Annotated in this window: 20 protein-coding genes and 1 pseudogene; 10 read left to right on the forward strand and 11 right to left on the reverse strand. The window is 66.0% G+C overall.

The features are described from left to right. Positions 1-158 precede the first annotated feature (158 nt). Complete coding sequence (gene aceB, locus R5O87_RS10365) at positions 159-1829, forward strand: malate synthase A (protein WP_410555229.1); 1671 nt, start codon at positions 159-161, stop codon at positions 1827-1829. A 204-nt stretch (positions 1830-2033) separates the two neighbouring features. Here the strand turns inward: aceB and R5O87_RS10370 are convergent, their stop codons facing one another. From R5O87_RS10370 to R5O87_RS10400, 7 genes and pseudogenes are all read right to left on the reverse strand, one after another. After that, positions 2034-3227 (reverse strand): MFS transporter, encoded by a 1194-nt coding sequence (locus tag R5O87_RS10370; RefSeq protein ID WP_410555230.1) that lies wholly within the window; start codon positions 3225-3227, stop codon positions 2034-2036. A 110-nt stretch (positions 3228-3337) separates the two neighbouring features. Next, a complete protein-coding gene (locus tag R5O87_RS10375) occupies positions 3338-4087 on the reverse strand; it encodes a ThuA domain-containing protein (protein WP_410555231.1) in 750 nt (249 codons plus the stop codon). A 1-nt stretch (position 4088) separates the two neighbouring features. After that, positions 4089-5192, reverse strand: coding sequence for a Gfo/Idh/MocA family protein (locus tag R5O87_RS10380; protein WP_410555232.1), 1104 nt, complete (start codon positions 5190-5192; stop codon positions 4089-4091). A gap of 64 nt (positions 5193-5256) precedes the next feature. Continuing rightward, positions 5257-6156, reverse strand: a complete 900-nt coding sequence (locus tag R5O87_RS10385) for a carbohydrate ABC transporter permease (RefSeq protein ID WP_410555233.1) — start codon at positions 6154-6156, stop codon at positions 5257-5259. Further along, complete coding sequence (locus R5O87_RS10390; protein ID WP_410555234.1) at positions 6156-7088, reverse strand: carbohydrate ABC transporter permease; 933 nt, start codon at positions 7086-7088, stop codon at positions 6156-6158. The genes R5O87_RS10385 and R5O87_RS10390 overlap by 1 nt, the downstream gene beginning before the upstream one ends. A gap of 2 nt (positions 7089-7090) precedes the next feature. After that, positions 7091-8373, reverse strand: a pseudogene (locus R5O87_RS10395) (ABC transporter substrate-binding protein). A gap of 316 nt (positions 8374-8689) precedes the next feature. Beyond that, positions 8690-9904: an ROK family transcriptional regulator gene (locus R5O87_RS10400; RefSeq protein WP_410555235.1), complete on the reverse strand. Its 1215-nt coding sequence runs from the start codon at positions 9902-9904 to the stop codon at positions 8690-8692. Positions 9905-10034: 130 nt separating this feature from the next. Between R5O87_RS10400 and R5O87_RS10405 the strand changes: the two genes are divergently transcribed. The 5 genes from R5O87_RS10405 (at position 10035) to R5O87_RS10425 (ending at position 15524) form a co-directional block, all read left to right on the forward strand. Then, the gene (locus R5O87_RS10405) at positions 10035-11279 is read left to right on the forward strand and encodes a Gfo/Idh/MocA family protein (protein ID WP_410555236.1); all 1245 of its coding nucleotides are present in this window, start codon (positions 10035-10037) and stop codon (positions 11277-11279) included. A 1-nt stretch (position 11280) separates the two neighbouring features. Beyond that, positions 11281-12282, forward strand: a complete 1002-nt coding sequence (locus R5O87_RS10410) for a sugar phosphate isomerase/epimerase family protein (RefSeq protein WP_410555238.1) — start codon at positions 11281-11283, stop codon at positions 12280-12282. 52 nt (positions 12283-12334) lie between these two features. Next, positions 12335-13456: a LacI family DNA-binding transcriptional regulator gene (locus R5O87_RS10415; RefSeq protein ID WP_410555239.1), complete on the forward strand. Its 1122-nt coding sequence runs from the start codon at positions 12335-12337 to the stop codon at positions 13454-13456. A 200-nt stretch (positions 13457-13656) separates the two neighbouring features. After that, complete coding sequence (locus R5O87_RS10420; RefSeq protein ID WP_410555240.1) at positions 13657-14409, forward strand: sugar phosphate isomerase/epimerase family protein; 753 nt, start codon at positions 13657-13659, stop codon at positions 14407-14409. After that, positions 14406-15524, forward strand: a complete 1119-nt coding sequence (locus R5O87_RS10425; RefSeq protein WP_410555241.1) for a Gfo/Idh/MocA family protein — start codon at positions 14406-14408, stop codon at positions 15522-15524. Before R5O87_RS10420 ends, R5O87_RS10425 begins: the two co-directional genes overlap by 4 nt. A gap of 98 nt (positions 15525-15622) precedes the next feature. Here the strand turns inward: R5O87_RS10425 and R5O87_RS10430 are convergent, their stop codons facing one another. Further along, positions 15623-16636 (reverse strand): glycosyltransferase family 4 protein, encoded by a 1014-nt coding sequence (locus R5O87_RS10430; protein WP_410555242.1) that lies wholly within the window; start codon positions 16634-16636, stop codon positions 15623-15625. A gap of 170 nt (positions 16637-16806) precedes the next feature. On the opposite strand from R5O87_RS10430, the gene R5O87_RS10435 reads away from it, so the two are divergent. Further along, on the forward strand, positions 16807-17535 hold the full coding sequence (locus R5O87_RS10435) for a DsbA family oxidoreductase (RefSeq protein ID WP_410555243.1): 729 nt from the start codon (positions 16807-16809) through the stop codon (positions 17533-17535). A gap of 121 nt (positions 17536-17656) precedes the next feature. After that, complete coding sequence (locus R5O87_RS10440; protein WP_410555244.1) at positions 17657-18307, forward strand: TetR/AcrR family transcriptional regulator; 651 nt, start codon at positions 17657-17659, stop codon at positions 18305-18307. Positions 18308-18338: 31 nt separating this feature from the next. Here the strand turns inward: R5O87_RS10440 and R5O87_RS10445 are convergent, their stop codons facing one another. After that, positions 18339-19013, reverse strand: a complete 675-nt coding sequence (locus R5O87_RS10445; protein ID WP_410555245.1) for a LytR C-terminal domain-containing protein — start codon at positions 19011-19013, stop codon at positions 18339-18341. Then, positions 19006-19305, reverse strand: coding sequence for a type II toxin-antitoxin system VapB family antitoxin (locus tag R5O87_RS10450; RefSeq protein WP_043417724.1), 300 nt, complete (start codon positions 19303-19305; stop codon positions 19006-19008). The genes R5O87_RS10445 and R5O87_RS10450 overlap by 8 nt, the downstream gene beginning before the upstream one ends. 148 nt (positions 19306-19453) lie before the next feature. On the opposite strand from R5O87_RS10450, the gene R5O87_RS10455 reads away from it, so the two are divergent. Both R5O87_RS10455 and R5O87_RS10460 read left to right on the forward strand, forming a co-directional pair. After that, a complete protein-coding gene (locus tag R5O87_RS10455) occupies positions 19454-20383 on the forward strand; it encodes a Cof-type HAD-IIB family hydrolase (RefSeq protein WP_410555246.1) in 930 nt (309 codons plus the stop codon). Between the two features lie 169 nt (positions 20384-20552). Continuing rightward, on the forward strand, positions 20553-22124 hold the full coding sequence (locus tag R5O87_RS10460; RefSeq protein WP_410555255.1) for a stealth conserved region 3 domain-containing protein: 1572 nt from the start codon (positions 20553-20555) through the stop codon (positions 22122-22124). 66 nt (positions 22125-22190) lie between these two features. On the opposite strand, the gene R5O87_RS10465 is transcribed toward R5O87_RS10460, so the two are convergent. Further along, positions 22191-23102, reverse strand: a complete 912-nt coding sequence (locus tag R5O87_RS10465) for a phosphodiesterase (protein ID WP_410555247.1) — start codon at positions 23100-23102, stop codon at positions 22191-22193. Positions 23103-23403: the final 301 nt, after the last annotated feature.

Consider the following 23403-nt stretch of genomic DNA (forward strand, 5'->3'; position numbering starts at 1 on the left):
CCATGCCCGGGTCCGACCTCGCTGAGCGAGGACGGACCCGGGCACAGGGCCCCTTTTACGCAGGCTGCCGCAATCCCGGCACCTTCGGCCTGGTGAGCAGCTCACCTTTGGTTCGTCCCGCCGTCGAACTTTCCTTCTTGCTTTAAGGAGCAGATGACATGAACAGCTTCACCGACAACTTCACTATCAATGGGATCACTCTCACTGCTCAGCCGATTTGCCGTCAGGGCGAGGTGCTCACTCCCGACGCTCTGGCCTTCGTTGCGCAGCTGCACAAGGCCACGGCGGGGCGGCGCGAGGAACTGCTGCGGGCGCGTCGTGCCCGGCGGGAGGACATCTCCCGGGGCCAGGACCCGCGCTTCCTGAGGGAAACCGAGTCCGTCCGCAACGATCCGCACTGGCGGGTCGCTCCGCCTGCTCCAGGGCTTGAGGACCGCCGGGTGGAAATCACCGGGCCTGTGGACCGCAAGATGACCATCAACGCCCTGAACTCCGGCGCCAAGGTGTGGCTGGCGGACATGGAAGACGCCTCCACGCCGTCGTGGCGCAACGTCATCCAGGGCCAGCTGAACCTCACGGACGCGCTGGAGCGCCGGATCGACTTCACCTCGCCCGAAGGCAAGGAATACAAGCTCAAGGCCGCCGAGGACCTGCCCACTATCGTGGTCCGGCCCCGCGGCTGGCACCTGCCCGAGAAGCACATGCTGATCAACGGCGAGCCGATCGCCGGCGGCATCGTGGACTTCGGCCTGTACTTCTTCCACAACGCCCGCCGCCTGCTGGCCCAGGGCAAGGGCCCGTACTTCTACCTGCCGAAGATCGAAAACCACCTCGAAGCCCGGCTGTGGAATGACATCTTCATCCTGGCCCAGGACCTGCTCGGGATCCCGCAGGGCACCATCCGCGCCACCGTGCTGATCGAAACGATCACCGCTTCCTTCGAGATGGAGGAGATCCTGTTCGAGCTCCGGGACCACGCCGCGGGCCTGAACGCCGGGCGCTGGGACTACATCTTCTCCCTGATCAAGAACTTCCGCACCCGCGGCCCGCGCTTCGTCCTTCCGGACCGCGGGCAGGTGACCATGACTGCCCCGTTCATGCGGGCCTACACCGAACAGCTGGTGCGCGCGTGCCACAAGCGCGGCGCCATGGCTATTGGGGGCATGGCCGCCGCGGTTCCCAACCGCAAGGATGAGGCCGCCAACGCCAACGCCTTTGAGAAGGTCCGCGCGGACAAGACCCGCGAGGCAGCAGACGGCTTTGACGGCTCCTGGGTGGCGCACCCGGACCTGGTGCCCGTGTGCCGCGAGGTGTTCGACGGCGTTCTGGCCGGCCGGGCGAACCAGCTGGACCGCCTGCGTGAGGACGTCACCCCGGACGACCGCGCCCTCATCAACGTGGCTGCCACCCAGGGCACCATCACCGAGCAGGGCATCCGGAACAACATCGAGGTGGGTATCCGGTACATCGAATCCTGGCTGCGCGGCAACGGCGCGGTCGCCATCCACAACCTGATGGAGGACGCCGCCACCGCGGAGATCTCCCGCTCGCAGCTGTGGCAGTGGATTTACTCCCGCGCCATCACGGACCACGGCGAGATCATCAGCCGGGAATGGGTGGAGGAGATGCTGGACGAGGAGTTCGCCCGGCTTGAGCGCTTCGACGGCGACCGCTTTGCCGACGCCCGCGATGTCTTCGAGGAGGTCACGCTGAGCGACAAGTTCCCCAGCTTCCTCACGGTTCCCGCCTACGCCCGGTACCTGCACGAAGCCCGTGAGGGCATCGACGCCACGGCCGAGGCCATCGAGGACGAGCTCGTCGCCGCCTAGCGCCGCCCTCTGAACCGGCACAGATTTCCGTCCGCCGGGCCGCCACGCCCTTCGCAACAGGCACCCCCGAAGGCCGGGGAGGCGGCCCGGCAGCGGAACCACCTTGCAGCGCGAACTGGCAGCTAATGACCCGAAAACCCAGGTTTGAGGGCATCAGCTGCCAGTTCGCGCTTGTTGAAGGAACGGACGACGGCGGGACGGCGCCTAACGCTGGCGGGGCACCTTCCGCACGGACAGTGTTGTTGAGATGAAGAACGCCAGCACGGAGCCGAGGATCACCAGCAGCGGCATGGACCAGTTGCCCGAGGCGCTGTGGACGTAGCCCACCGCGGTCGGCGCCAGGGCGGCAACGCCGTAACCCACCCCCTGGACGATGGCCGACATCCGGCCGGCGGAGGCCTGGTCGCGGGCGAGCTTGATGATGGCGATGAAGATCAGCGTGATGCCCCCGCCCTGCGCCACTCCCCCGAGCGAGGACCATAGCCACCACAGCTGGGGAACGAACAGCAGCCCCAGCGGAACGGTCAGCCACATGGCACTCAAGGTGACCGCGACCGCCGTCGTACTCATGAACCGGGCCGCAAGCGGCACGCCCAGGCTGCCCGCAATAGCCATGATCTGGAACAGCGACGAGCCTGCCCCCGCCGCGGCTGGCGTCATGCCGAGTTCGTCGGACAGCAGGCTGGGGAGCCAGGCGGTGACGCCGTAATAGGAGATGGCCTGGCCGGCAAAGCCGACAGTCAAACCCACAGTGATCCAGCGCGACGCCGGGCGGCCAGCTGCCGGCGAACCGCCCGTCCCGTCGTCGGCCACAGGGAGGAAGGCCCGGCGCCCGGACGCGAAAACCCAGAAGCCGACGGCCGCGATGGCAAAGGCCGCAGAGCCAGCAATGGCGGCCCGCCAGCCGGCCATTTCGGCCAGCGGCGCGGTGATCACGGAAGTAGCGAACGAGCCGACGTTCAGGGCGGCCGTGTAGATTCCCATGGCGGTCCCCTGGCGCCGCGGCGAGAAGTCCCGCCGGATGATCAGCGGCACCGCGATGTTGCCCACGGTGATGGCGAGGCCCAGGATGACCGTGCCCGCCATCACCATGGCGCCGCCGCCGGCCGAACGGACCGCCACGCCGGCCAGGACGCCCGCCAGCGTCAGCGTGATGGCAAGTTCGGCACCGAACCGGCGCCCGGCCAGGGAGGCCAGGGGCGCCGCGAGCGAGAAGCACAGCACCGGAATCCCGGTCAGCAGGCCCAGCTCAACGGGCGAGAACCCCAGCTCCTGCTGCATCGGGCCCAGCACCGGCGCCACCGCCACGAAGGGGCCCCGCATGTTGAGGGCGATGAGGCCGATGCACGCGAGCAGGATCCAGCTGCGGGGAACCTTCGTTCCGATGCTGTCCCTCATAGGGCGCGGACGTCAGGGAACTGGAAGCGGGAAACGGTTTTCATCACTCCCATTGCTATCATGCGGCGCCCCATACGGCTGAAGCGGGGGGCATAACTGTCCGCTCGCGCTCAGGGGGCGTTAAGGAACCAGTCCCGCGGGGCATTGCTGACGCCCGGCGCCTCGCGGAACCTGCCCGGCTGCGCCGCCCAGCCCACGCCGTTGGCAATCACCTGCCGGATCTGCGGCTGGTGGTACACGGGGTACTCCTGGTCGCCCGGGCTGAAGTAGAAGATCCGGCCCTTGCCCCGCGTGAACGTCACACCCGAGCGGAACACCTCGCCGCCCTCAAAGGAGCTGATGAAGATGAGGTCGTCGGGCTCGGGAATGTCGAAGAGCTCGCCGTACATCTCCTGTTTCGGGATCACAATGGGACTTTCGACGCCGGCGGCGATCGGGTGCGAGGGCTTCACGGTCCACACAAGTTCCCGCTCGCCCTCGTTGCGCCACTTCAGCGAGCACGTGGTGCCCAGCAGCTTGGTGAAGATCTTGGCGAAGTGCCCCGAGTGCAGCACGATCAGGCCCATGCCGCCGAGCACGTGCCGCTGGACGCGCTCCACCACCTCGTCGCTGACCTCGGCGTGGGCCACGTGGCCCCACCACAGGAGCACGTCCGTGGCGGCGAGGGTCTCCTCGGACAGGCCGTGTTCCGGGTCCGCCAGCGTGGCAGTGGTGATGCTGGAATCCGGGTAGAAGCCCTTCAGCCCGTCCGCGACGGCGCCGTGGATGCCATGGGGATACATCTCGGCCATGGTTTCCGGCTGGTTGTTCGCCTCATGGACGCCTTCGTTCCAGACCAGGATGTTGAGTTTTTCGGTCATGTCAGAGCCTCACTTCGCGCTGTTCGAGGGCGGATTTGTAGCAGGCGTCGAGCACCAGGGCACGGGTCAGTGCGAGCGAGCCGTCGTGGGCGCCCCACACGGTCTCGCCGCCGCGGACGGCGTCCACGAAGTCCTCCACCACGGCCTGGTGCGCGCGGCCCGGTTCGGCCACCACCACGTAGTCGGCGTTCTCGCCATCCTTTTCCTTGAAGATCCGGACGTCCGCGACGGGGACGTTGGAGGCCCCGACGGCGCGGAGTTCCGCTCCGCCGTCGGTGCCATAGACAGTGAAGTCCATCAGGTCATCCTCGTCCCGGTAGGCGGCCCAGCCTGCTTCGAGGATCAGAGTGCCGCCGCCCTCCAGCCGGATGAACGCCGAGGCGAAGTCCTCCACCTCAAACTTGTGGGAGGACTTCATGGCGGTGTAGCGGGCGTTGCCGCCCAGCCCGCGGGGGCCCAGTTCGGAATGGGTCGACGCCGAGACGGAGAGGACCTTGGGCTCGCCCAGCAGGTGCAGGGCATAGTCCAGGACGTGCACGCCGATGTCGGCCAGCGGCCCTCCGCCGGCCAGCGCAGGGTTGGTGAACCAACTGCCCAGCATGGGGATGCCCTGCCGGCGCAGCCACGAAGCCTTGGCGTAGTACGGGCGGCCGAGTTCGCCGTCGTCAATGATGCTTTTCAGCTTTTGGATGTCACCGCGGCGGCGGTGGTTGAAGGCCACGTCCAGGACGCGGCCGGCCTTCCGCGCCGCCTCCACCATCTGCAGGCCCTCGTCACCGTTGCGGGCCAGGGGCTTTTCGCTCAGGACGTGCAGGCCGCGCTCCAGCGCGGCGATGGCGATCGGGGCGTGCAGGAAGGTGGGCACGGCCACGCTGACGGCGTCGAGCCCGTCGAGTTCGATCAGGTCCTCCCAGCGGGCAAACGTGTGGGGGACGCCGTACTCGTCCTTGATGCTCGCCAGCAGGTCGGCCTCCATCGCGGCGACCGCAACCAGCTCCACGCCGTCCATATTCTTGTAGGCCTTGATGTGCTGCTGACCGGCCCAGCCGATGCCTACGACGCCGACCTTGAGGGTGGCGGGCTTCTCCACCTGGTGATTGCTCACGGATTTTTCCTTTATTCGTTCCGGATAGGGGTACTGGATGTGGTTTGCGGAGATGGCTTAAGTGTCACCCTTTAACGGCGCCGGCGGTCATGCCCGAGACAATGCGCCGCTGGCAGACGAGCACCAGGACCACCAGAGGAATGGTGATGAGCACTGAGGCTGCGCTGATGGTCCCGAGCGGCTGGTCGAATTCGCTGGCACCGCTGAAGAAAGCAATGGCCACTGGAACAGGGCGGGCGTCCGGGGATGTCGTCAGTGTGACGGCGAGCAGGAACTCGTTCCACACGGAGATGAACACCAGAATGGCAGTGGTGGCCAGCCCGGGGACGGCCAGTGGCAGGATGACCTTGCGGAAGGCCTGGAAGGGTGAGGCGCCATCCATGTATGCCGATTCCTCGAGCTCCCGCGGGATCTCCCGGAAGAAGGAAGTCAGCGTGTAAATAGCCAGCGGCAGGGCGAAGGTCAGCTTGGGAATGATCAGGCCCAGCAGGGTGTCGTACAGGCCGATGTCCCGCCAGATCGCGAACATCGGCGCCGCAATGGCGATCGCCGGGAACGTGGTCACGGAGAGGATGAGGGTCAGGATCAGGGACTTGCGGCGCATCCTGAGGCGGGCCAGTGCGTATGCGGCGAAGGAGGCAAAAACCAGAGCGACGCCGGTGGTAACGACGGCGATGATCACCGAGTTCCGCAGCGCGAGCAGGAATTCTGCGTTCTGGAGGACAGTGAGGTAGTTCTCAATCGAGGGGTCGCTGGGGAAGAGCTCGCCCTGGCCGAGACTGGCTCCCTTTTTCAGCGACGTATTGATCAGCCAGTAAAAGGGAACGAGGGAAAAAGCCATCACGCCCAGGATGAACACCCACGTCAGCGGGTGCAGCCGCGTCTCGCCCCGCAGCCGTCGCCTCGGGATCCTGGCAGTGCCCTGCGCGCGCTGTGTGGGGCGCTCGGCAAGTAGGGTGCTCATCAGTTCTCCTTTGAGACGGCGCGGATGTTGCTGCCGGCAAAGCGGACGTAGACCATGGACACCACCATGACCGTCAGGAAGGTCAGGATGGACAGCGCGGACCCCTCCCCCACGAGCCTGTTTTCGCGCAGCTCCTTGTAGGCGAGCATGGACATCGACTCGGTTCCGTTGGCGCCCCGGGTAAGGACGAACGGGAGGTCGAAGACCCGGAGGGCGTCCATGGTGCGGAAGATAGCGGCAAGGACGATCGCAGGCTTCAGCAGGGGAAGCGTGACGCCCCAGAAACTCTGCCACTTGCCGGCGCCGTCCAGCTCGGCGGCTTCGTAGGTCTCCTGCGGGATGACCTGAAGGCCCGCCAGGATGATCAGCGCCGCGAACGGCGTCGTCTTCCAGACATCGGCCAGGACAACAACGGCCATCGCATAGCCCGGCTCGCCGAGCCAGACGATGTTCCCGGCAGGCATCCCCAGGCCCGAAAGGATCTGGGTCACCAGGCCAAGGTTGGGCTCGAACATCGTCTCCCAGGTAATGGCGCTGACCACCGTCACCACTGCGTACGGCAGGAGAACCACCGTCCGCAGCAGGGCGCGCCCGCGGAAGGCCAGGTTCAGGAGCAGCGCCATCGCGGTGCCGAGAACCAGTTCCAGCGAAACCGACAGGCCGGCGAACAGGAAGGTCTGCCCGAAGGCTGCCCACCATTCCGGACTGCTGAGCGCGGAGATGTAGTTGTCCAGCCCGACAAAGCGGGAGAGCCCGGCCTGCCGGATGCTGTACTGGTTGAGCGAGAGCCAGATTGCGTACCCGATCGGCACGGCGGCGACAAGCGCCATGAGGATCAGGGACGGCGCGGTCATCCGGACCGCGAGCCGCCGTTCTGCCCGGTCGTGCCCGCTGGAACGGCCGCGACCGGGCGTCAGGACTGGTGCAGCCATGATCAGAAGCTCGCCTTGGCAGTCTCGATCTCTTCAGCCATCTTCTTCACAGCCTCGTCAGCCGTGGCCGTACCCGAAAGCACGGAGTAGACGTTCTTGTTGATCGCCTGGGAAATCTGCGGGTAAACCGGGGATACCGGGCGCGGCTTGGCCCCCTTCACCGATTCCAGGAGCTGTTGCGCGAACGGCATCTTCGCCAGCACCTCGGGGGCGGAGTAGGCAGCCTCGTTGACCGGTGCCTGCGAGTTGTCCATGGCCACGTGCTTCTGCCAGTCCGGCGTGGTAGCGAAGTTGATGTAGGCCACGGCGGCGGCCGGGTTGGTCGAGTACGCCGAGATGGAGAAGTTCCATCCGCCCAGGACACCGCTCGCCTTGGTGGAGCCGTCGAAGGACGGAAGGGGCGCGACGTCGAATTTTCCAGCGAGCTTGGTGGCGTTCAGCAGCCTGTAGACGTGGGGCCAGTTGCGCTGGTATCCGAAGTTCCCGGACTCGTAGGCCAGCCGTGTCGGGTCTTCGTTGTAAGTCAGTACAGCTTTGTCGGCTGAGCCGTTCTTGATCCCGTCGGCCATGAAGTTGATGACCTTGCGGGTGGTGTCGTTGTCCACCACCACTTCGCCCTTGTCATTGAGGACCTCGCCGCCGGCACTGTAGAGCAGTTCCAGGAAGTTGACGGTCAGGCCTTCATACTGCTTGCCCTGGTAGACAAGGCCGTCGCCGGGGCCTTGGCCGCCTCCTTGTACAGCTGCTGCCACGTCTTCGGCTTGGCGACCTTGTCCTTCAGGTAGTAGATGAGGCCCGCGTTCGTGTAGAACGGGGTGGCCCAGTACTTGTCCTGGTACCCGACAGCCTTGACTGTGGAGGGAATGAGGCGGTCCTTGATGCCGTCCACGAGCTTGGTCTGGTCCATCAGCCAGCCCTGGGAAGCGAATTCCGCGGTCCAGATGACGTCGGTCATGAAGATGTCGCACTCCGTGGACTTCCCCTCAAGCCGCTGGACGGCCTGGGTCCGGGACTCGTCCGTGGTGGAGCCGATCTCCGTGTACTTGGCGGTCATGCCCGGGTGGGCCTTGTTGAACGCTGCGGTGGTGTTCTTGTGGATCCCGCTGGCGTCCTTGCCGCCGCAGATCGAGATGTTGCCTTTGGCGCCTGCGGCGCTGGCAGGGTCGACGGCGGCGGCGGAGGTCGACGGCGTGGTCGCCGACGTCCCGCCGCACCCGGTGAGCAGAATGCCCAGGGCAACGGTGGCTACAACGCTCTTCGCCAGACGACGGCGTCCGGCCGGCATGAATGCCTTCACGAGGTTCCTTTCGGTATGCCCGGCCCTCCGGCCGCAGGGGATCCTGCAGACCGGCGGGCCGTGCTGGTTTGGGGTAGTAGCGAAGATCGGTGAGTCTTCTGACTTTCGTATTACAAAAGCCTGCAATTTCTCAGCTGTAAGTAAGCTTTCACGGGCAGTAAAGGGTGTCAATCAGCTAAGCGCTTTGAACTTTTAACCTTTTTGCGGGCCGTAACCTGCGGGCAGGCAGGAGTACCCTCTGCCGCTCGGGCGAAGGGTGTGGCGAAAAACGGAGGGGCGTCCCGGCGCCCCGCGGGAGGAGTTCCTAGCTACGGCCGGCGGCCGCGACGGCAGACTCGACGACGGCAGGCGAAAGGACGTATTCGATAACCATGCGGCTGGCGCCAAGAATGGCCGCGTCCGACTTCGCCCGCGACTGTTCGATCCTCAGCCGGGCCGTGGCGAGCGGAAGGGACCTGCCGTACACGGCCTCACGTATGCCGGCCAGTAGCTGGTCCCCCGCTTTGGACAGGCTTCCGCCCACCACAATCACCGAGGGGTTGAGCATGTTGACGCAGATGGCCAGGACCTCACCGACGTCGCGGCCGGCCTGCCGCAGGGCGTGGATGGCGTGGACGTTTCCCTGCGCGGCCAGGTCAACCACATCCGCGCCGGAGCCGGCCGCAATCCCCTGCTCCTGGAGTTTCCGGGCAAGGGCGGGCCCGGAGGCCAGGGCTTCAAGGCACCCCGTGTTTCCGCAACGGCAAAGCACACCCTCGCCGCCGGGCACGCGGACATGGCCCAGATCGCCCGAGGTGCCGTCGGCGCCGCGCTGAAGTTCCCCGCTGCTGATGATGCCGGCGCCTACGCCGGTGGCAAGTTTGATGAAGAGGACGTCGGCATATTCGCGCCAGTGGGCGTGCCGTTCACCGAGCGCCATGATGTTGACGTCGTTGTCCACGAGGACATCCACATCGATGCCATTCCGGACGTGCCCGACCACGTCGAAACCGTCCCAGCCGGGCATGATCGGCGGTTTGACCGGCCGCCCGCTGCCGTGTTCCACGGGCCCCGGAAGGCCGATCCCGATACCCGCGAGGTCGCCCTCGCCGCGGCCCAGCCCGGCCAGGAGTTTGCGCCCGCTCTCCAGCACCCAGTCCAGGACAACCTCGGGCCCCTGGGCTACGTCGAGGGCTTCAGAGTGCCGGGCGAGGACATTGCCGTTGAGGTCGGTGAGGGCAATCGCCGCGTGGCTTGCACCGACGTCGGCCGCCAGCACCAGGCGGACAGTGGCGTTAAAGGCAAATTTCGACGGCGGCCTGCCGCCGGAGGACGCAGCTTCGCCGGCAGGGCCGACGAGCCCCAGGGCCGTCAGGGCGTCGATGCGCGCCGCAACAGTGGTGCGCGCCAAGCCTGTCTGCTCAGCCAACTCGGCCCGGGTGCGGGCCTTGCCATCGCGGAGCAGCTGAAACAGGTCGCCCGCCCGGGCCAGAATTCCCGTGTCCACGGACCGCTCCTGGCGCTCGATAGTCGTCTCCATGGTTAAGGAATAGCACACGGTTCCGGGACTTTGCCGGGCTTACAACGGTTTTTGCCATAACTTTTGATTGACTATCGACAAAAGTGGCCGTAGGTTCGGTTGAAACAGCTCCCGTCTTCAAGGAACTCAGATGCCGACACCGCACCCCGCGCAGCTGCCGGGCAATAGCGCCTCCGCTCCTCCATCCTCCCCCCGTCCTTTGGGCGTGGCAATGATCGGCTATGCCTTCATGGGGAAGGCGCATTCGAATGCGTGGCGGAATGTGGCCAGCTTTTTCGACGTCCCCGCCTTCGAACAAAAAGTGCTCGTAGGCCGGGACGCCAAAGCGGTGGCCGACGCCGCCACGAGATACGGCTGGGCCGAGTCCGCCACCGACTGGCGCTCCGTCCTGGAACGGGAGGACATCCACATCGTCGACATCTGCGCCCCGGGCTGGATGCATGCCGAGATCGCCATCGCCGCCCTCGCCGCCGGCAAACACGTCCTCGTGGAGAAGCCCCTGGCCAACACCTTGGCCGAGGCCGAAGCCATGACCGCAGCGGCGCAGGCCGCAAGTGGCAAAGGCGTGCAGTCGATGGTCGGCTTCAACTACCGCCGCGTCCCCGCCCTGGCCCTGGCCCGGGAACTGATCGCGGAGGGCCGGCTCGGCACCGTCCGGCACGTCCGCGCCGCGTACCTGCAGGACTGGCTCGCCGACGAAACCGCGCCGATGACCTGGCGGCTGAACAAGGAAACCGCCGGCTCCGGGGCGCTCGGGGACATCGCCTCCCACGCCATCGACCAAGTCCTGTTCCTCCTCGGCGACCCCGTCACCGAGGTCTCCGGCCGGCTGCACACCTTCACCCCGGTCCGCCCCGGCAAGCACGGCCCGGAGGAAGTAACGGTCGACGACGCCGCCTGGGCCACACTCTCCCTCGCCTCCGGAGCCATCGCCTCCGTCGAAGTTTCCCGGGTGGCCACGGGCCAGAAAAACTCCCTGAAACTGGAGATCTACGGAGACAAAGGCACCATCCTGTTCGACCTGGAAGACCTGAACGAACTCGGCTTCCTCGACGCCACGGCGCCCGTCCGGGAGCAGGGCTTCCGGAGGATCCTGGTCAACGAACCCGAACACCCATACCTGGACGCCTGGTGGCCGCAGGGCCACATCATCGGCTGGGAACACACCTTTACCCACGAAATCCGCGACTTCCTCACCGCCATCCGCGACGGAAACCAGCCGTCGCCGTCGTTCCAGGAAGGCCTCAACGTCCAACGCATCCTGAACGCCATCGAGGAATCAGCCGCCGCCAAAAACGCCACCATCCAACTCGTCCCGCGAGCCGGTGCCTCTGCCGCCGCGCCCCTGACCGACAGCACAGCCGAAGGAGCCTGACATGTCCCGCCCGTACACACTGTTCACCGGCCAATGGGCCGACCTCCCCTTCGAGGAAGTCGCCCGCCTCGCCTCCGGTTGGGGCTACGACGGCCTGGAAATCGCCGTCTCCGGCGACCACCTGGACGCCTGGCGCTGGGACGAACCCGGCTACGTCGACTCCAAACTCGCCATCCTGGACAAATACAACCTCAAGGTCTGGGCCATCTCCAACCACCTCAAGGGCCAGGCCGTCTGCGATGACCCGATCGACTTCCGCCACGAAGCGATCGTCGGATCCAAGGTCTGGGGAGACGGCGACCCCGAAGGCGTCCGCACCCGCGCCGCCGAGGAAATGAAACACACCGCCCGGCTCGCCAAAGCCCTCGGCGTGGACACCGTCGTCGGGTTCACCGGCTCCTCCATCTGGCAATACGTCGCGATGTTCCCGCCCGTCCCGGAAAAAGTCATCGACGCCGGCTACCAGGACTTCGCCGACCGCTGGAACCCCATCCTGGACGTCTTCGACGAAAACGGCGTCCGCTTCGCCCACGAGGTCCACCCCTCCGAGATCGCCTACGACTACTGGACCACCGTCCGCACCCTCGAAGCGATCGGCCACCGCGAAGCGTTCGGCCTGAACTGGGACCCCTCCCACTTCATGTGGCAGGGCATCGACCCCGTCTCCTTCATCTGGGACTTCAAAGACCGGATCTACCACGTCGACTGCAAAGACACCAAGCTCCGCCCCACCGGCCGGAACACCGTCATGGGCTCCCACCTGCCCTGGGGCGACCCCCGCCGCGGCTGGGACTTCGTCTCCGCAGGCCGCGGCGACGTCCCCTGGGAATCCTCCTTCCGCGCCCTCACCGCGATCGGCTACACCGGCCCCATCAGCATCGAATGGGAAGACGCCGGCATGGACCGCCTCCACGGCGCCCCCGAAGCCCTCGCAGCCCTCAAAAAGTTCGACTTCCCCGCCTCCCAGACCAGCTTCGACGCCGCCTTCAAAAGCAAGGACTGACGCCGGCAGGGGTCTCGCGCCCGCATAGAATTACCTGCGGAAAAGGAGTCCCATGGCCAAAAAACCCACCGTGTATGACGTCGCCGAGCGCGCAGGGGTTTCCATTGCGACGGTATCTTTCACCTTCACGCAGCCACACCGCGTGCGGGAGGCCACCAGGGAAGGCGTGCTGAAGGCTGCCCGGGAGCTGGGATACCTGCCCAGTGCCAGCGCCCGCGGCCTGGCCAAAGGCAAGACGGGCGCGATCGGACTCTTCTCGTTCGATTACTTCGGCCGTTCCAGCACAGAGGCTGCCCGCAACGCGGCGGCGAGGACCGCACGGGGACCCGGAGAGGCCAGTCATGACCTGGAGTCCCTGTTCTCCGACGAGGCGAACAAGGATTTCCGGCTGTTTCCGCTGTATCACGACGAAGTCCAGCGTGGCGTGGAGATGGAGTGCCGGCGGCGTGGCTACGTGCTGATGGTCGGGGAAGGCCACGGCGCCAGCACGGAAGCCGACATCGCCGGGATCGCAGGGCGCGTGGACGGTCTGGCAGTCTTCCCGAACACCCTTCCCGGCGACATACTGCGCCGCATCTCCCAGCGGATTCCCGTCGTCGAACTGTCCAACCCGGCAGTGGACAACGGGCTTCACCGGGTATCAGTGGAAAATGCAACTGGCATGGCCGAACTGACGGAACACCTGGTCCAGCACCATGGATACGGGGACATCATCTTCGTGGGCGCGGAAGGATCACCTGACCGGGAATTCCGGTTCAAGGGCTTCGCGGAAGTAATGCGGCGCGCCGGGCTGGAAATCCGCAGCCTGCCCAGGTCCGGCCCCGAAGACCCGGCGGGGGACGTGGATACCACCATCCGCAGGCTCCAGGCAGCCGGAGAACTGCCGCAGGCCTTTGTCTGTGCGGTGGATGCAGAGGCACTGCTCTTCATGGATGCCCTGGCCAGGGCGGGGCTCAGCGTGCCCGGTGACGTCGCGGTGACGGGTTTCGACGGCCTTGTGGCGGGCCTGGTCAACCGGCCCAGCCTCACCACCGTCCGGCAGCCCCTTGTTGCCCTGGGCACGAGGGCGGCCTCCATCCTCATAGACCACGTGGACAGCCCCAGTGCCGTACCGGTGGTCAACCAACTCCCGGTACAACTCGTCCTGCGGGAAAGCTGCGGCTGCGTGTCCTGACCGGAAGGGTCGGCCAGCAAGGCGCGGGCTTTCGCACAGCGTGCGGCAAAAGTTTGATGATCTTTGCAAAAAGCTGTTGCCATGCCCACACCAATCCGCTTTGATGGTGTTGAGGGGTTATCAAAGCGCATAGAGCCTCATGCTTTTGACCCGCGCGCACGCAGCACTCAGCGTTCCGACACTTACGTCAGGGGAAATTCATGTCCTATTCCGTCCAGCTGTATACGCTTCGCAATGCCCTGCAGGAGGATCTGCCCGGCACCATCAGGAAGGTGGCGGAGATCGGTTTCACCCAGGTGGAGCCCTACAACTTCGTGGCCACGGCCAAGGAGCTCGGCGCCGCACTTAAGGAAAACGGCCTCACCGCCCCGTCGGGCCACGCCCCGCTGCTGAGCCAGGACCAGGACGAGATCTTCGCCGCCGCGAAGGAACTCGGCATCACCACCGTCATCGAACCGTACATTACGGCTGAGCACTGGCAGGACGCAGAGACCATCCGGGCCACCGCCGCCAAGCTCAACGCGGCTGCGAAGAAGGGCGCCGACTACGGCATCCGCGTCGGGTACCACAACCACGCGTGGGAGCTGGAGTCCAGCATCGAGGGCCAGACCGCCCTGGAGTACTTCGAAGGACTGCTGGACCCCGAAGTGGTCCTGGAAGTGGACACCTACTGGGTTGCCGTCGGCGGCCAGGACCCGGTGGACATCCTGACCAAGCTGGGTGACCGGGTGAAGTTCATCCACATCAAGGACGGCCCCCTGAACACCGACACCAAGGCGCAGCAGCCGGCCGGCCAGGGCAAGATCGCGGTGTGGAACGTCATCGGTGCCGCAAAGTCACTCGAAGTCGGCGTCGTTGAATTCGATGACTACTCCGGTGACATCTTCGACGGCATCAGCCAGTCGCTTGCCTTCCTGAACGCCGCCAAGGCCACCGAAGGGGCACAGGCATGAGCGCCGCATCCGCCCGCCGAGGACCCGTCGGCGTCGGCGTCATCGGCGCCGGCAACATCAGCAAGCAGTACCTGGACAACCTCACCACCTTCCCCGACCTAAAAGTGCACGTTATCGCCGACCTCTTCGAGGACGCGGCTGCAGCGCGCGCCAAGGAGTACGGCATCCCGGCGTGGGGCGGCGTCGAGGCGGCGCTGAACCATCCCGACGTCGAAATCATCGTCAACCTGACCATCCCCGCCGCGCACGTGGAGGTGGCTACCGCCGCCGTCGAGGCACGCAAGCACGTCTGGACCGAAAAGCCCTTCTCCCTGGACCGCGAATCCGGCCTCGGGCTACTGAAGACAGCCGACGCCGCCGGTATCCGCCTCGGTACCGCGCCGGACACCTTCCTCGGGGCGGGTCTGCAGACCGCAAGGCGGATCATCGAACGCGGTGATATCGGCACCCCGCTGACTGCAATGACCACGTTCCAGACCCCGGGTCCGGAATCCTGGCACCCAAACCCGGCATTCCTCTTCCAGTACGGCGCCGGGCCGCTCTTCGACATGGGCCCGTACTACCTCACCGCCTTGGTCCAGACCTTTGGATCCGTCCGCACGGTGGCGGCCATCGGGTCGAAGGCCAAGGAAGTCCGTGTGATCGGTTCCGGACCCAAGCTTGGTGAAGAATTCACCGTGGACGTCCCCACCCACGTCTCCGCAATGGCCCAGTTCGAGGGCGGTCAGTCCTCGCACAGCGTCTTCTCGTTCGAGTCACCACGGCAGCGGATGGGCTTCGTGGAGATCACTGGAACCGAAGCCACCATTTCCCTTCCGGACCCCAACTATTTCGACGGCGACGTGCGCCTCTGGCGCGCGGGCGACGATGATTGGACGGTTGTCCCCGCCACCGGCCCTTCCAACGGCCGCGGCATGGGCGTACTGGACATGGCCCGCTCCATCCGTGCCGGCGTTCAGCACCGCGCCACCGGCAGCCTCGCCTACCACGTCCTGGACACTATGGTCGCGATCTCCGAATCCGTGGACTCGGGCACTTTCGTTGACGTCGAAAGCTCCGCCCCAGCGTCCCCGGCTCTCCCCGAGGACTGGAACCCCACCGCCTCCACGCTTTAGGGCCAGGACCGCACCCCGCTGGAGTTTTTGTCCAGATATCGCGGGCTGAAGTGCCTTTTGCGGCCATTATCTGGACAAAAACTCCATGCAAGCGGCACCTACCCGCCGAGGATCTCTTCGTAGAGCGCCAGGTGGTCGGCCACCATGCGGGCGGAGCTGAAGCGCTGCTCCGCCGAGGCGCGGCAGGCTTCCCGGCTGAGGCCTGCGGCCTGGGCTGCGAACCCGGCGAGCTGGTCGACGCTGCCCAGGTACCCCGTGACGCCGTGCTCCACGATTTCCGGCGCAGCACCGAGAGGGGTTCCCACGACGGGCGTTCCGGTGGCCAGCGCCTCAATCATCACGAGCCCGAACGGTTCCGGCCACTGGATCGGATTCAGGAACGCGAGTGCGCCGCCCACCAGCTCGTACTTGTCGGCGTCGGACAACGGTCCCGTGAACTCCACGTCGGGCCCCAGCGCAGGCTTTACGACGTCGTCGAAAAAGGCCTGCTCCTCGGGCCCCTGGATGCGTGCGCTGATGCGCAGCGGGATGACCGCGGCACGGGCGATCTGGATTGCCTCCAGGATGCCCTTGTCCGGGGACAGCCGTCCGACAAAGCACAGGTAACCGCCGGTCCCCTGGCCCACCGGAACGGCTGCCACATCCATGCCGTGGTGGATCACCTTCGTCACCGGGACCTCCGGCGACCGGCTGACCTGGTCATGGGAGATGGCGATGACGCCTGTGGTCTTTCCGATCGCGCTGTACAGGTCCACGGCCTGCTGGGCCAGGCGGATGTGGATGGTGGTGACCACCGGGACTCCGGCCGGACGGTGGGCATACAGCGGTCCGCTGAGAGTGTGGTCGTGGATGATGTCGACGCCGGCCATGCCGTCGTAGGCCCTGATGATGTGGCTCAGCTCCGACAACGCCAACCCCAGGTCCGCCGGCTCAGAGGGACGCATTCGCGGGGCCAGCGGAACGGGACAGGTGCTGTCGGACGGGGCTGCCAGCAGGACCTCATGCCCGGCCGCGGCGAACCCGCGCGCAAGGCTGTCCACCACCCGCTCGGTGCCGCCGTAGCCGGGCGGCGGAACCGGGATCCACGGGGCCGATATCAGTCCAATGCGCATATTGCCTCCCACGAAGGTACGGCCTGACCGCCGGGAGTTAGTCCAAACAATATGGCCGGCAGCACCGCCAGACAAGGGCCAGGCCGGGCACCCATGCAACTGAAGGCCGGCGTGACCAAAGCAACTGTCCCGGCAGGAATGCCCCGGAAAGCCCGGGAGTTGACGCAAGCATGAAGATTGAGATCTGGTCAGACGTCGCCTGCCCCTGGTGCTACATCGGCAAGCGCCGCTTCGAGTCCGCCCTTGCCGAGTTCCCGCACCGCGACCAGGTGGAGGTACAGTGGCGCAGCTACCAGCTGGATCCGAGCGTGCCCGAGCACTACGACGGCACCGAGCTGGACTACCTCAGCAAGCGTAAGGGCATGGCCGCCGCCCAGGTCACGCAGATGTTCGACCATGTAGCAGCCCAGGCCAAAGGTGAGGGCCTCAACTACCGGTTTGACGCCGTCGTGGTTGCCAACAGCTTCACTGCCCACCGCCTGATCCACCTGGCCGCCGCCCATGGCAAGCAGGATGCGGCCAAGGAGCGCCTGCTCAGCGACCACTTCGAGCACGGCAAGGACATCGGCAATGCTGAGTACCTCACGTCGGTTGGTGCGGACCTCGGGCTCGACGCCGGCGACGTCGCCGAGCTGTTCAGCACCGACAAATACGCCGACGACGTCCGCCATGACTTCGCCGAAGCCCGGGCCCTGGGCATCACCGGCGTTCCGTTCTTCGTGATCGACCGCAAGTACGGTCTGTCCGGCGCCCAGCCCGCGGCGAGCTTCACCATGGCCCTCGAGCAGGCGTGGCAGGAATCGCACCCGCTGGTGATGGTCGGCGTCGAGAAATCCGGCCCGGACCAAGCAGCCGCGCAGGCAGATAACGCGTGCGGCCCGGACGGCTGCGCCGTCTAAATAACCGAGTATGAACAGCCGGGTTTTTGTCCAGATATCGTCCCCTGGATGGCCTTGAGAGGCCATTATCTGGACAAAAACTCGGCACCGGTTTGGTGACAGATCGCGGTAAAGTGTCCCTATGCCACGGATTTCGGCCCCCAGCAACGCTGCGCAACGCGCCGAGACCCAGCGCCGCATCCTGAACGCCTTCGGTGAGCTCCTCTTCTCCCACGGGCTGCCCGGGCTCACCATGACGGACGTCGCCCGGCACGCAGGGATCGGCCGCACGGCTGTCTACAACTACTACGCCGACATCGAAGAGCTCCTGATCGCCTACGCCCTCCTGGAGACGGAACGGTTCATGTCCGGGCTGCGCGAGTCACTGTCCCGGCTGGACAATCCGGTGGACCGGCTGGCCCTGTACGTGCGGGCCCAGGTGGAGGATCTCAGCCGCCGCCATCTGCCACCCGGTCCGGCCATGGGCGCCGTCCTCTCGCCGGCCTCGTTCGCCAAGCTCGCGGACCACGTGGGCGGGCTCAGCGACATGCTGCAGGACATCCTCCGCGACGGCATGGACCAGGGCTACTTCCCGGCGGCCGATCCCCTGCAGCAGGCGCAGCTGATCCACGGCACGCTCTCCTCCAGCGCCGCCCGCGGCGGCGACGCCTCCGAAGACCTGGAGGAAAGGATCTCCCGGACCGTCCGCTTCATCCAGTTGGGCGCCGGGGCAAGGTTCGACGACGGCGGCCGACCCCTGCGCCTGCAGCCCCCTGCCGCTGCGGCCGGCTAAGGACCAGGCAACGGTTCACACGGCAAGAAACTCAGGGCTTGGCGCCCTGGGTGGGCATAACCGGCCACTGCGACTCGTCGGCAACGCGCCGGCTCTCACGCGGGCAGCTGAGCACGCCCGGTGTCTGGTCAACAAGCTGCGGCTTGACCAGGCCGCGGTAGTCGCTGGTCAGGATCACGTCCACGCTGGCGTCCTTGCGCCCGTCCTGGAAGTAGTCGGAGCCTGGCAGGTTCCGCTGGACGGTGAAGGCCGCCGACTGTCCGGCGGCACCCGAGACGATTGCCGCCACGCCGCGGTAACCGGTCTGCGTGTTGGCCACGTTGCCAACAACAAACTTCCTGGCCTTGAATTCATTGGCTGCCGCCTTGGCCAGGCCGTTGCGGCTCGTGGCGTTGAGGACGTTCACCTTCACCTTGGCGGGCGGCGTGTAGTCGAAAGTCGTTGCCGGGCAAACGGAGGAATTCTCCTGGGCCTGGATGGCGGACGGAAACTTGATCTGCCCGCTCATGACCCCCATCGCCCCCATGATCCCCGCGACAATCAGTCCGAGCAGCAGCACCAGTACCACACCGTGCAGGATCCGGCGGCGCAGCCGGCCGGGGTTTTCCGCGTGCTCGTCATCTTCGACGAACGTGGCCCTGAGCTCGGGGCCGGTAATCACGCGGTGACCGTGGAGAACGGTCAGGTCTTTCGGTTTTCTAGCCATCGATCACAAGCACCCTTGCATGTATCGCGGTGCGCTGGTGGAGTGCCGTCCTTACCGCCCGGTGCAGGCCGTCCTCCAGGTAGAGGGTGCCCTGGTACTGCACCACGTGGGGAAACAGGTCGCCAAAGAAGGTGGAGTCCTCGGCAAGGAGCGCTTCAAGGTCCAGGGTCCGCTTGGTGGTCACAAGTTCATCCAGCCGCACGGGACGGGGCGGCAGCGCCGCCCAGTCTTTGGGGGTACTGAAACCATGGTCGGGGTAAGGGCGTCCCTCGCCCACAGCTTTGAATATCACCCTGCAAGCGTATGCAACTGGCCGGTTCAAGGGAATGTGGAATCAGCGCGCCGCGGGAGGTTGTAGCCAAACAGTAACTAAGTGTCACATGCCGGCCGCCACCCGCCGGCTGGGCGGATCGGACGGCGCCGGCTGACAGAATGGAGCCATGACTGCACCTTCAGCCAACCCCGCCACCGGGTTCGGCGCCCACACTCCGTCGGCACCCGCACTGGCCCTTCTCCTGGACGTCGACGGGCCGGTCGCCAGCCCGGTGACCAGGGACGTGAAACCGGAAATCATCGCCGATCTGGTGGCTCTCGCGAACGCCGGAATACCAGTCATCTTCAACACCGGACGCTCGGATACGTTCATCCGCGAGCAGGTCATGGAGCCCATGATCGCAGCCGGAATGCCCAGCGGAACCCTGATCCACGCCATCTGTGAGAAGGGCGCCGTGTGGTTCAGCTACACGGCTGCCGGCCCCGGACCCATCCACGTGGACCACGAACTTGCCGTGCCGGCGGCCTACGGTGACGATATCCGGCGCATGGTGGCTGAGGACTACGCGTCCCACATGTTCTTCGATGAAACCAAGCGCGCCATGGTATCGGTGGAGCAGCACATCGAGGTGCCGAACAGTGAGTACCTCGCCGAGCAGAAGCTGTTCGATGCCGAAGCCCTGGAGCTCATGGAACGCCACGGCTTCGGCGTCGTGCGGCTGGAACACCACGCACCGAACTCCGACGACGAGATCGACTACCGCGTCGATCCCACCATCATTTCCACGGACATTGAGTCGGTCCGGCTGGGCAAGGATCTTGGCGCGAGCCGCGCCGTGGAGCTCCTGGCAGCCCAGGGCATCACGCCGCAGGCCTGGCGGACGGTGGGCGATTCCCGCACGGACTATGCCATGGCCGACTGGCTGCACCACAACGACCACGCCGTGAAGCACGTCGACGTCCGCCCCGCGGACGGCGTCCCGGCCAAACCCTACGACGTTCTCACCGCCGTCGACCTGGGCATGCCCGAGACGGCCATTCACGACGACGCCGGGGCGGCGTTCCTGTCCAGCTGGCGGCAGGCGCTGCTTGGCTAAGCCCGCTGCCGCGGCCCGGACGGCCAGAGCAAAGGCCCGCACGGCCAGAGCTTAAAAGGGCCTGGCCGCCTGCCCGGCAAGCCTTACCGGCAGGACTATCATGCAAGTAAGACTTCACCCCTAGAAGCTTGGGAGAAACGCCATCACGGACGTAACGGTTCAGGACGACATCTACTACGGCGGTCAGGCAGCCGAGGACGACGTACCCGCACTCGCGGAGGCAACGTCCCCGGCGGCTGTGGCGCGCCTCAAGCACCGCCCCGACGTCGTTCGCCGGTCCGGCCGGTATGCGCTGATCAACGACACCCGCACGCCCTACCAGGCCATGGTGGAGGACCTGCTCTTTCTCCGGAACGTGCTGGACGGGGCAGGGCTGGATTACCTCCTGGTCCGGGGCAACAACGACCGTCCGGTGGTTGCCCTCGACTGGAAGGACCGCAAAAAACTGCGCTCCGCCCTCGTTGACGCCTGCCGCAACGAGCCGTTCTACTCCATGACCGTGGACGCGAAGAAGAAGACGTCCGTCCTGGTGGCCGACGGCGAACTCTCCGTCAACCGCCAGGCACGCATCTTCCGGCTGTACCGGCCGCGGGTCGAACCCGAGGGCGGCTTCGAATTCGGTGCATCCGCCGGCGTCCAGGTGGAGCTGTGGAGCTTCCTTGGCAATGAGGTGATCCTGCCGATCGAGAACTCCCTGACCCGCCGCACCATGATGGCGCACGAGGCTGTCCGCGGAACGGTTGAGCGCTACGGCCACACCTGGCCCACCATCGAGAACATGTTCGCTGACCACGCAAGCGACATCAGCTTCGACATCGACATGGTGTTCTCCTGGGTGGACGGCACCTCCCCGGAGTACATCGCGGCCCGCCGGGCACGGCAGGCTGGGGCTGTCCTGGGCTCGGGCGACGACCATGAGGCGCGCTACCGCCAGATCAACGAGCTCAAGTACGCGCTGCGGTCGGTGTACATGTTCGCGCCGTGGGTCCGCCGCATCTTCATCGCCACGGACTCCCCCGCGCCGGAATGGCTGGCCGACCACCCGTCGGTGACCATCGTCCGGAGCGAGGAGTTCTTCGCCGACCCGTCGGTGCTGCCCACGCACAACTCGCAGGCCGTGGAGTGCCAGCTGCACCACATCGAGGGCCTGTCCGAGCACTTCCTCTACTCCAACGACGACATGTTCTTCGGACGGCCGGTGGGCCCGGACATGTTCTTCACGCCGGGCGGCATCACCAAGTTCATCGAAGCGGAGACGCGCATCGGCCTGGGCGACAACGACGCCGAACGCAGCGGCTTCGAGAACGCGGCCCGGGTCAACCGGAAGCTGCTCTGGAACCGCTTCGGCCGGATCACCACCCGCCACCTGGAGCACACGGCAGCGCCGCTGCGGCGGAGCCTCGTGGCCCAGATGGAGCAGGAGTTCCCCGCGGAGTTCGCGAACACTGCCGCCAGCACGTTCCGGGCCGCGGACAACATCTCCGTCACGAATTCCTTCTACCACTACTACGCTCTGCTGACCGGACGGGCCGTGACCCAGACGGCGGCCAAGGTGCGGTACGTGGACACCACACTCCGCTCCGGACTGAAGTACCTGCCCAAGCTGCTGACCAAGCGCAACATGGACTTCTTCTGCCTCAATGACGGCAGTTTTCCGGAGGTTCCGGCCGACGAGCGTGCGGAGCTGGTCACCCAGTTCCTGGAGAAGTACTACCCCATCAAGGCGCCCTGGGAAAAGTAGGCCCCCTGCAGACAGGAACCCCGCCGGATCTGACCAGATCCGGCGGGGTTCCTGTACCTAAAGCCCTTATTTCCGGGTAAGTACGGGGCGTTTGGCCCCTTCGGGGATGCGGATTCCGGCTGCCGCCAGGCGGCGTTCGGTCTCCTCGGGGCTGACATACTCGCCCACCGTCGGAGTAGCCCCCAGCGGCACCACCGAGTGCACCACCGTGTGCTCATAGACGTGCACCAGGTTGAAGGCCTGCCCGCCGTCGCGGCCGCGCGTGCCGCCCACCGGAACATTCAGGTCCTGGGTGTAGCACGTGGCTGAGGCCACGGAGACGGGGATGCCGGCGAAGGTCGCCGTCGTGGAGTAATGCAGGTGGCCGGCAAGGATGCTGCGGACATCCGAGTTGCGGACCACGGCCGCCAGGGACGCCTGGTCGCGGAGCTCCACCAGCACGGACAGGTCCAGGACCGACGGAACCGGCGGATGGTGCAGGGCCAGGATGGTGCCGTCCGGTGCTGGCGTCTCCAGCTGGCCGGCGAGCCAGTCCAGCTGGTTGTCGCTCAGTTCGCCGTGGTGGTAGCCGGGCACGGACGTGTCCATGGTGATGACCCGCAGCCCGTTGACGTAGTAGCTGTGGTCCACGGGGTCGTCGTTGCCGTGCTGGTCGAACAGGCCCGCACGGAAGTTGGCGCGGTTGTCGTGATTGCCCATGGCCCAGATGACCTGGGCACCGAGGTCCCGGCACGCGGGCTCCACGACAGCGCGGAGCTTGGCGTAGGCCTCGGGGTCGCCCTTGTCCGCCAGGTCGCCGGTGAAAATCACGGCTTCCGGGCGCGCGCCCGAGGCCTGAACCTCGTCGAAGAGCTGGATCAGGCGGGCTTCGCTGTCAACTGCGCCGTATAGGGGGTCCGGACCGCCCAGCAGGTGGGTGTCACTCAGGTGGAGTAGAAAATGGCGTGGCCGGGGGTGCTCGGCCTCGATGAGCTCCATTGCTGCCTTCGCGGTAGTTAGGAAGCGGGGCGCCTCCAGTGTCCCTCTCAGTACCTTCCATCCAACCAGATAAAAAGCGAACTAAGGGGAAACGGAAGTTGGCATGTTGAAAAATTACAACACCGCCGCCGCTTTCGGGCTACCTTCCTCGCTTTCGTTACCTTGCACGGTCATCACCCGATGACCGCCTCATTTATTGCCGCGCATTGTGTGATTGCCGCATTCCGCCGGTACCCGACGGACAGTGGGCTATGCGCCCGGCAGTTACGCCGCAGTGAAGAATGGGGAACTTCCCCGGGCA

The organism is Arthrobacter globiformis, from assembly GCF_046536215.2.
Classification (GTDB): Bacteria; Actinomycetota; Actinomycetes; order Actinomycetales; family Micrococcaceae; genus Arthrobacter; species Arthrobacter globiformis_E.

What these genes read in the sequence shown, in the direction of transcription:
- R5O87_RS10435 (WP_410555243.1), top strand. Translation starts at nt 16,807, where the DNA reads ATGAAGATTGAGATCTGGTCAGACGTCGCCTGCCCCTGGTGCTACATC.
- R5O87_RS10400 (WP_410555235.1), bottom strand. Translation starts at nt 9,904, where the DNA reads ATGGAGACGACTATCGAGCGCCAGGAGCGGTCCGTGGACACGGGAATT.
- R5O87_RS10375 (WP_410555231.1), bottom strand. Translation starts at nt 4,087, where the DNA reads ATGACCGAAAAACTCAACATCCTGGTCTGGAACGAAGGCGTCCATGAG.
- R5O87_RS10430 (WP_410555242.1), bottom strand. Translation starts at nt 16,636, where the DNA reads ATGCGCATTGGACTGATATCGGCCCCGTGGATCCCGGTTCCGCCGCCC.
- R5O87_RS10410 (WP_410555238.1), top strand. Translation starts at nt 11,281, where the DNA reads ATGTCCCGCCCGTACACACTGTTCACCGGCCAATGGGCCGACCTCCCC.
- R5O87_RS10385 (WP_410555233.1), bottom strand. Translation starts at nt 6,156, where the DNA reads ATGAGCACCCTACTTGCCGAGCGCCCCACACAGCGCGCGCAGGGCACT.
- R5O87_RS10390 (WP_410555234.1), bottom strand. Translation starts at nt 7,088, where the DNA reads ATGGCTGCACCAGTCCTGACGCCCGGTCGCGGCCGTTCCAGCGGGCAC.
- R5O87_RS10425 (WP_410555241.1), top strand. Translation starts at nt 14,406, where the DNA reads ATGAGCGCCGCATCCGCCCGCCGAGGACCCGTCGGCGTCGGCGTCATC.
- R5O87_RS10415 (WP_410555239.1), top strand. Translation starts at nt 12,335, where the DNA reads ATGGCCAAAAAACCCACCGTGTATGACGTCGCCGAGCGCGCAGGGGTT.
- R5O87_RS10440 (WP_410555244.1), top strand. Translation starts at nt 17,657, where the DNA reads ATGCCACGGATTTCGGCCCCCAGCAACGCTGCGCAACGCGCCGAGACC.
- R5O87_RS10455 (WP_410555246.1), top strand. Translation starts at nt 19,454, where the DNA reads ATGACTGCACCTTCAGCCAACCCCGCCACCGGGTTCGGCGCCCACACT.
- aceB (WP_410555229.1), top strand. Translation starts at nt 159, where the DNA reads ATGAACAGCTTCACCGACAACTTCACTATCAATGGGATCACTCTCACT.
- R5O87_RS10405 (WP_410555236.1), top strand. Translation starts at nt 10,035, where the DNA reads ATGCCGACACCGCACCCCGCGCAGCTGCCGGGCAATAGCGCCTCCGCT.
- R5O87_RS10370 (WP_410555230.1), bottom strand. Translation starts at nt 3,227, where the DNA reads ATGAGGGACAGCATCGGAACGAAGGTTCCCCGCAGCTGGATCCTGCTC.
- R5O87_RS10420 (WP_410555240.1), top strand. Translation starts at nt 13,657, where the DNA reads ATGTCCTATTCCGTCCAGCTGTATACGCTTCGCAATGCCCTGCAGGAG.
- R5O87_RS10465 (WP_410555247.1), bottom strand. Translation starts at nt 23,102, where the DNA reads ATGGAGCTCATCGAGGCCGAGCACCCCCGGCCACGCCATTTTCTACTC.
- R5O87_RS10445 (WP_410555245.1), bottom strand. Translation starts at nt 19,013, where the DNA reads ATGGCTAGAAAACCGAAAGACCTGACCGTTCTCCACGGTCACCGCGTG.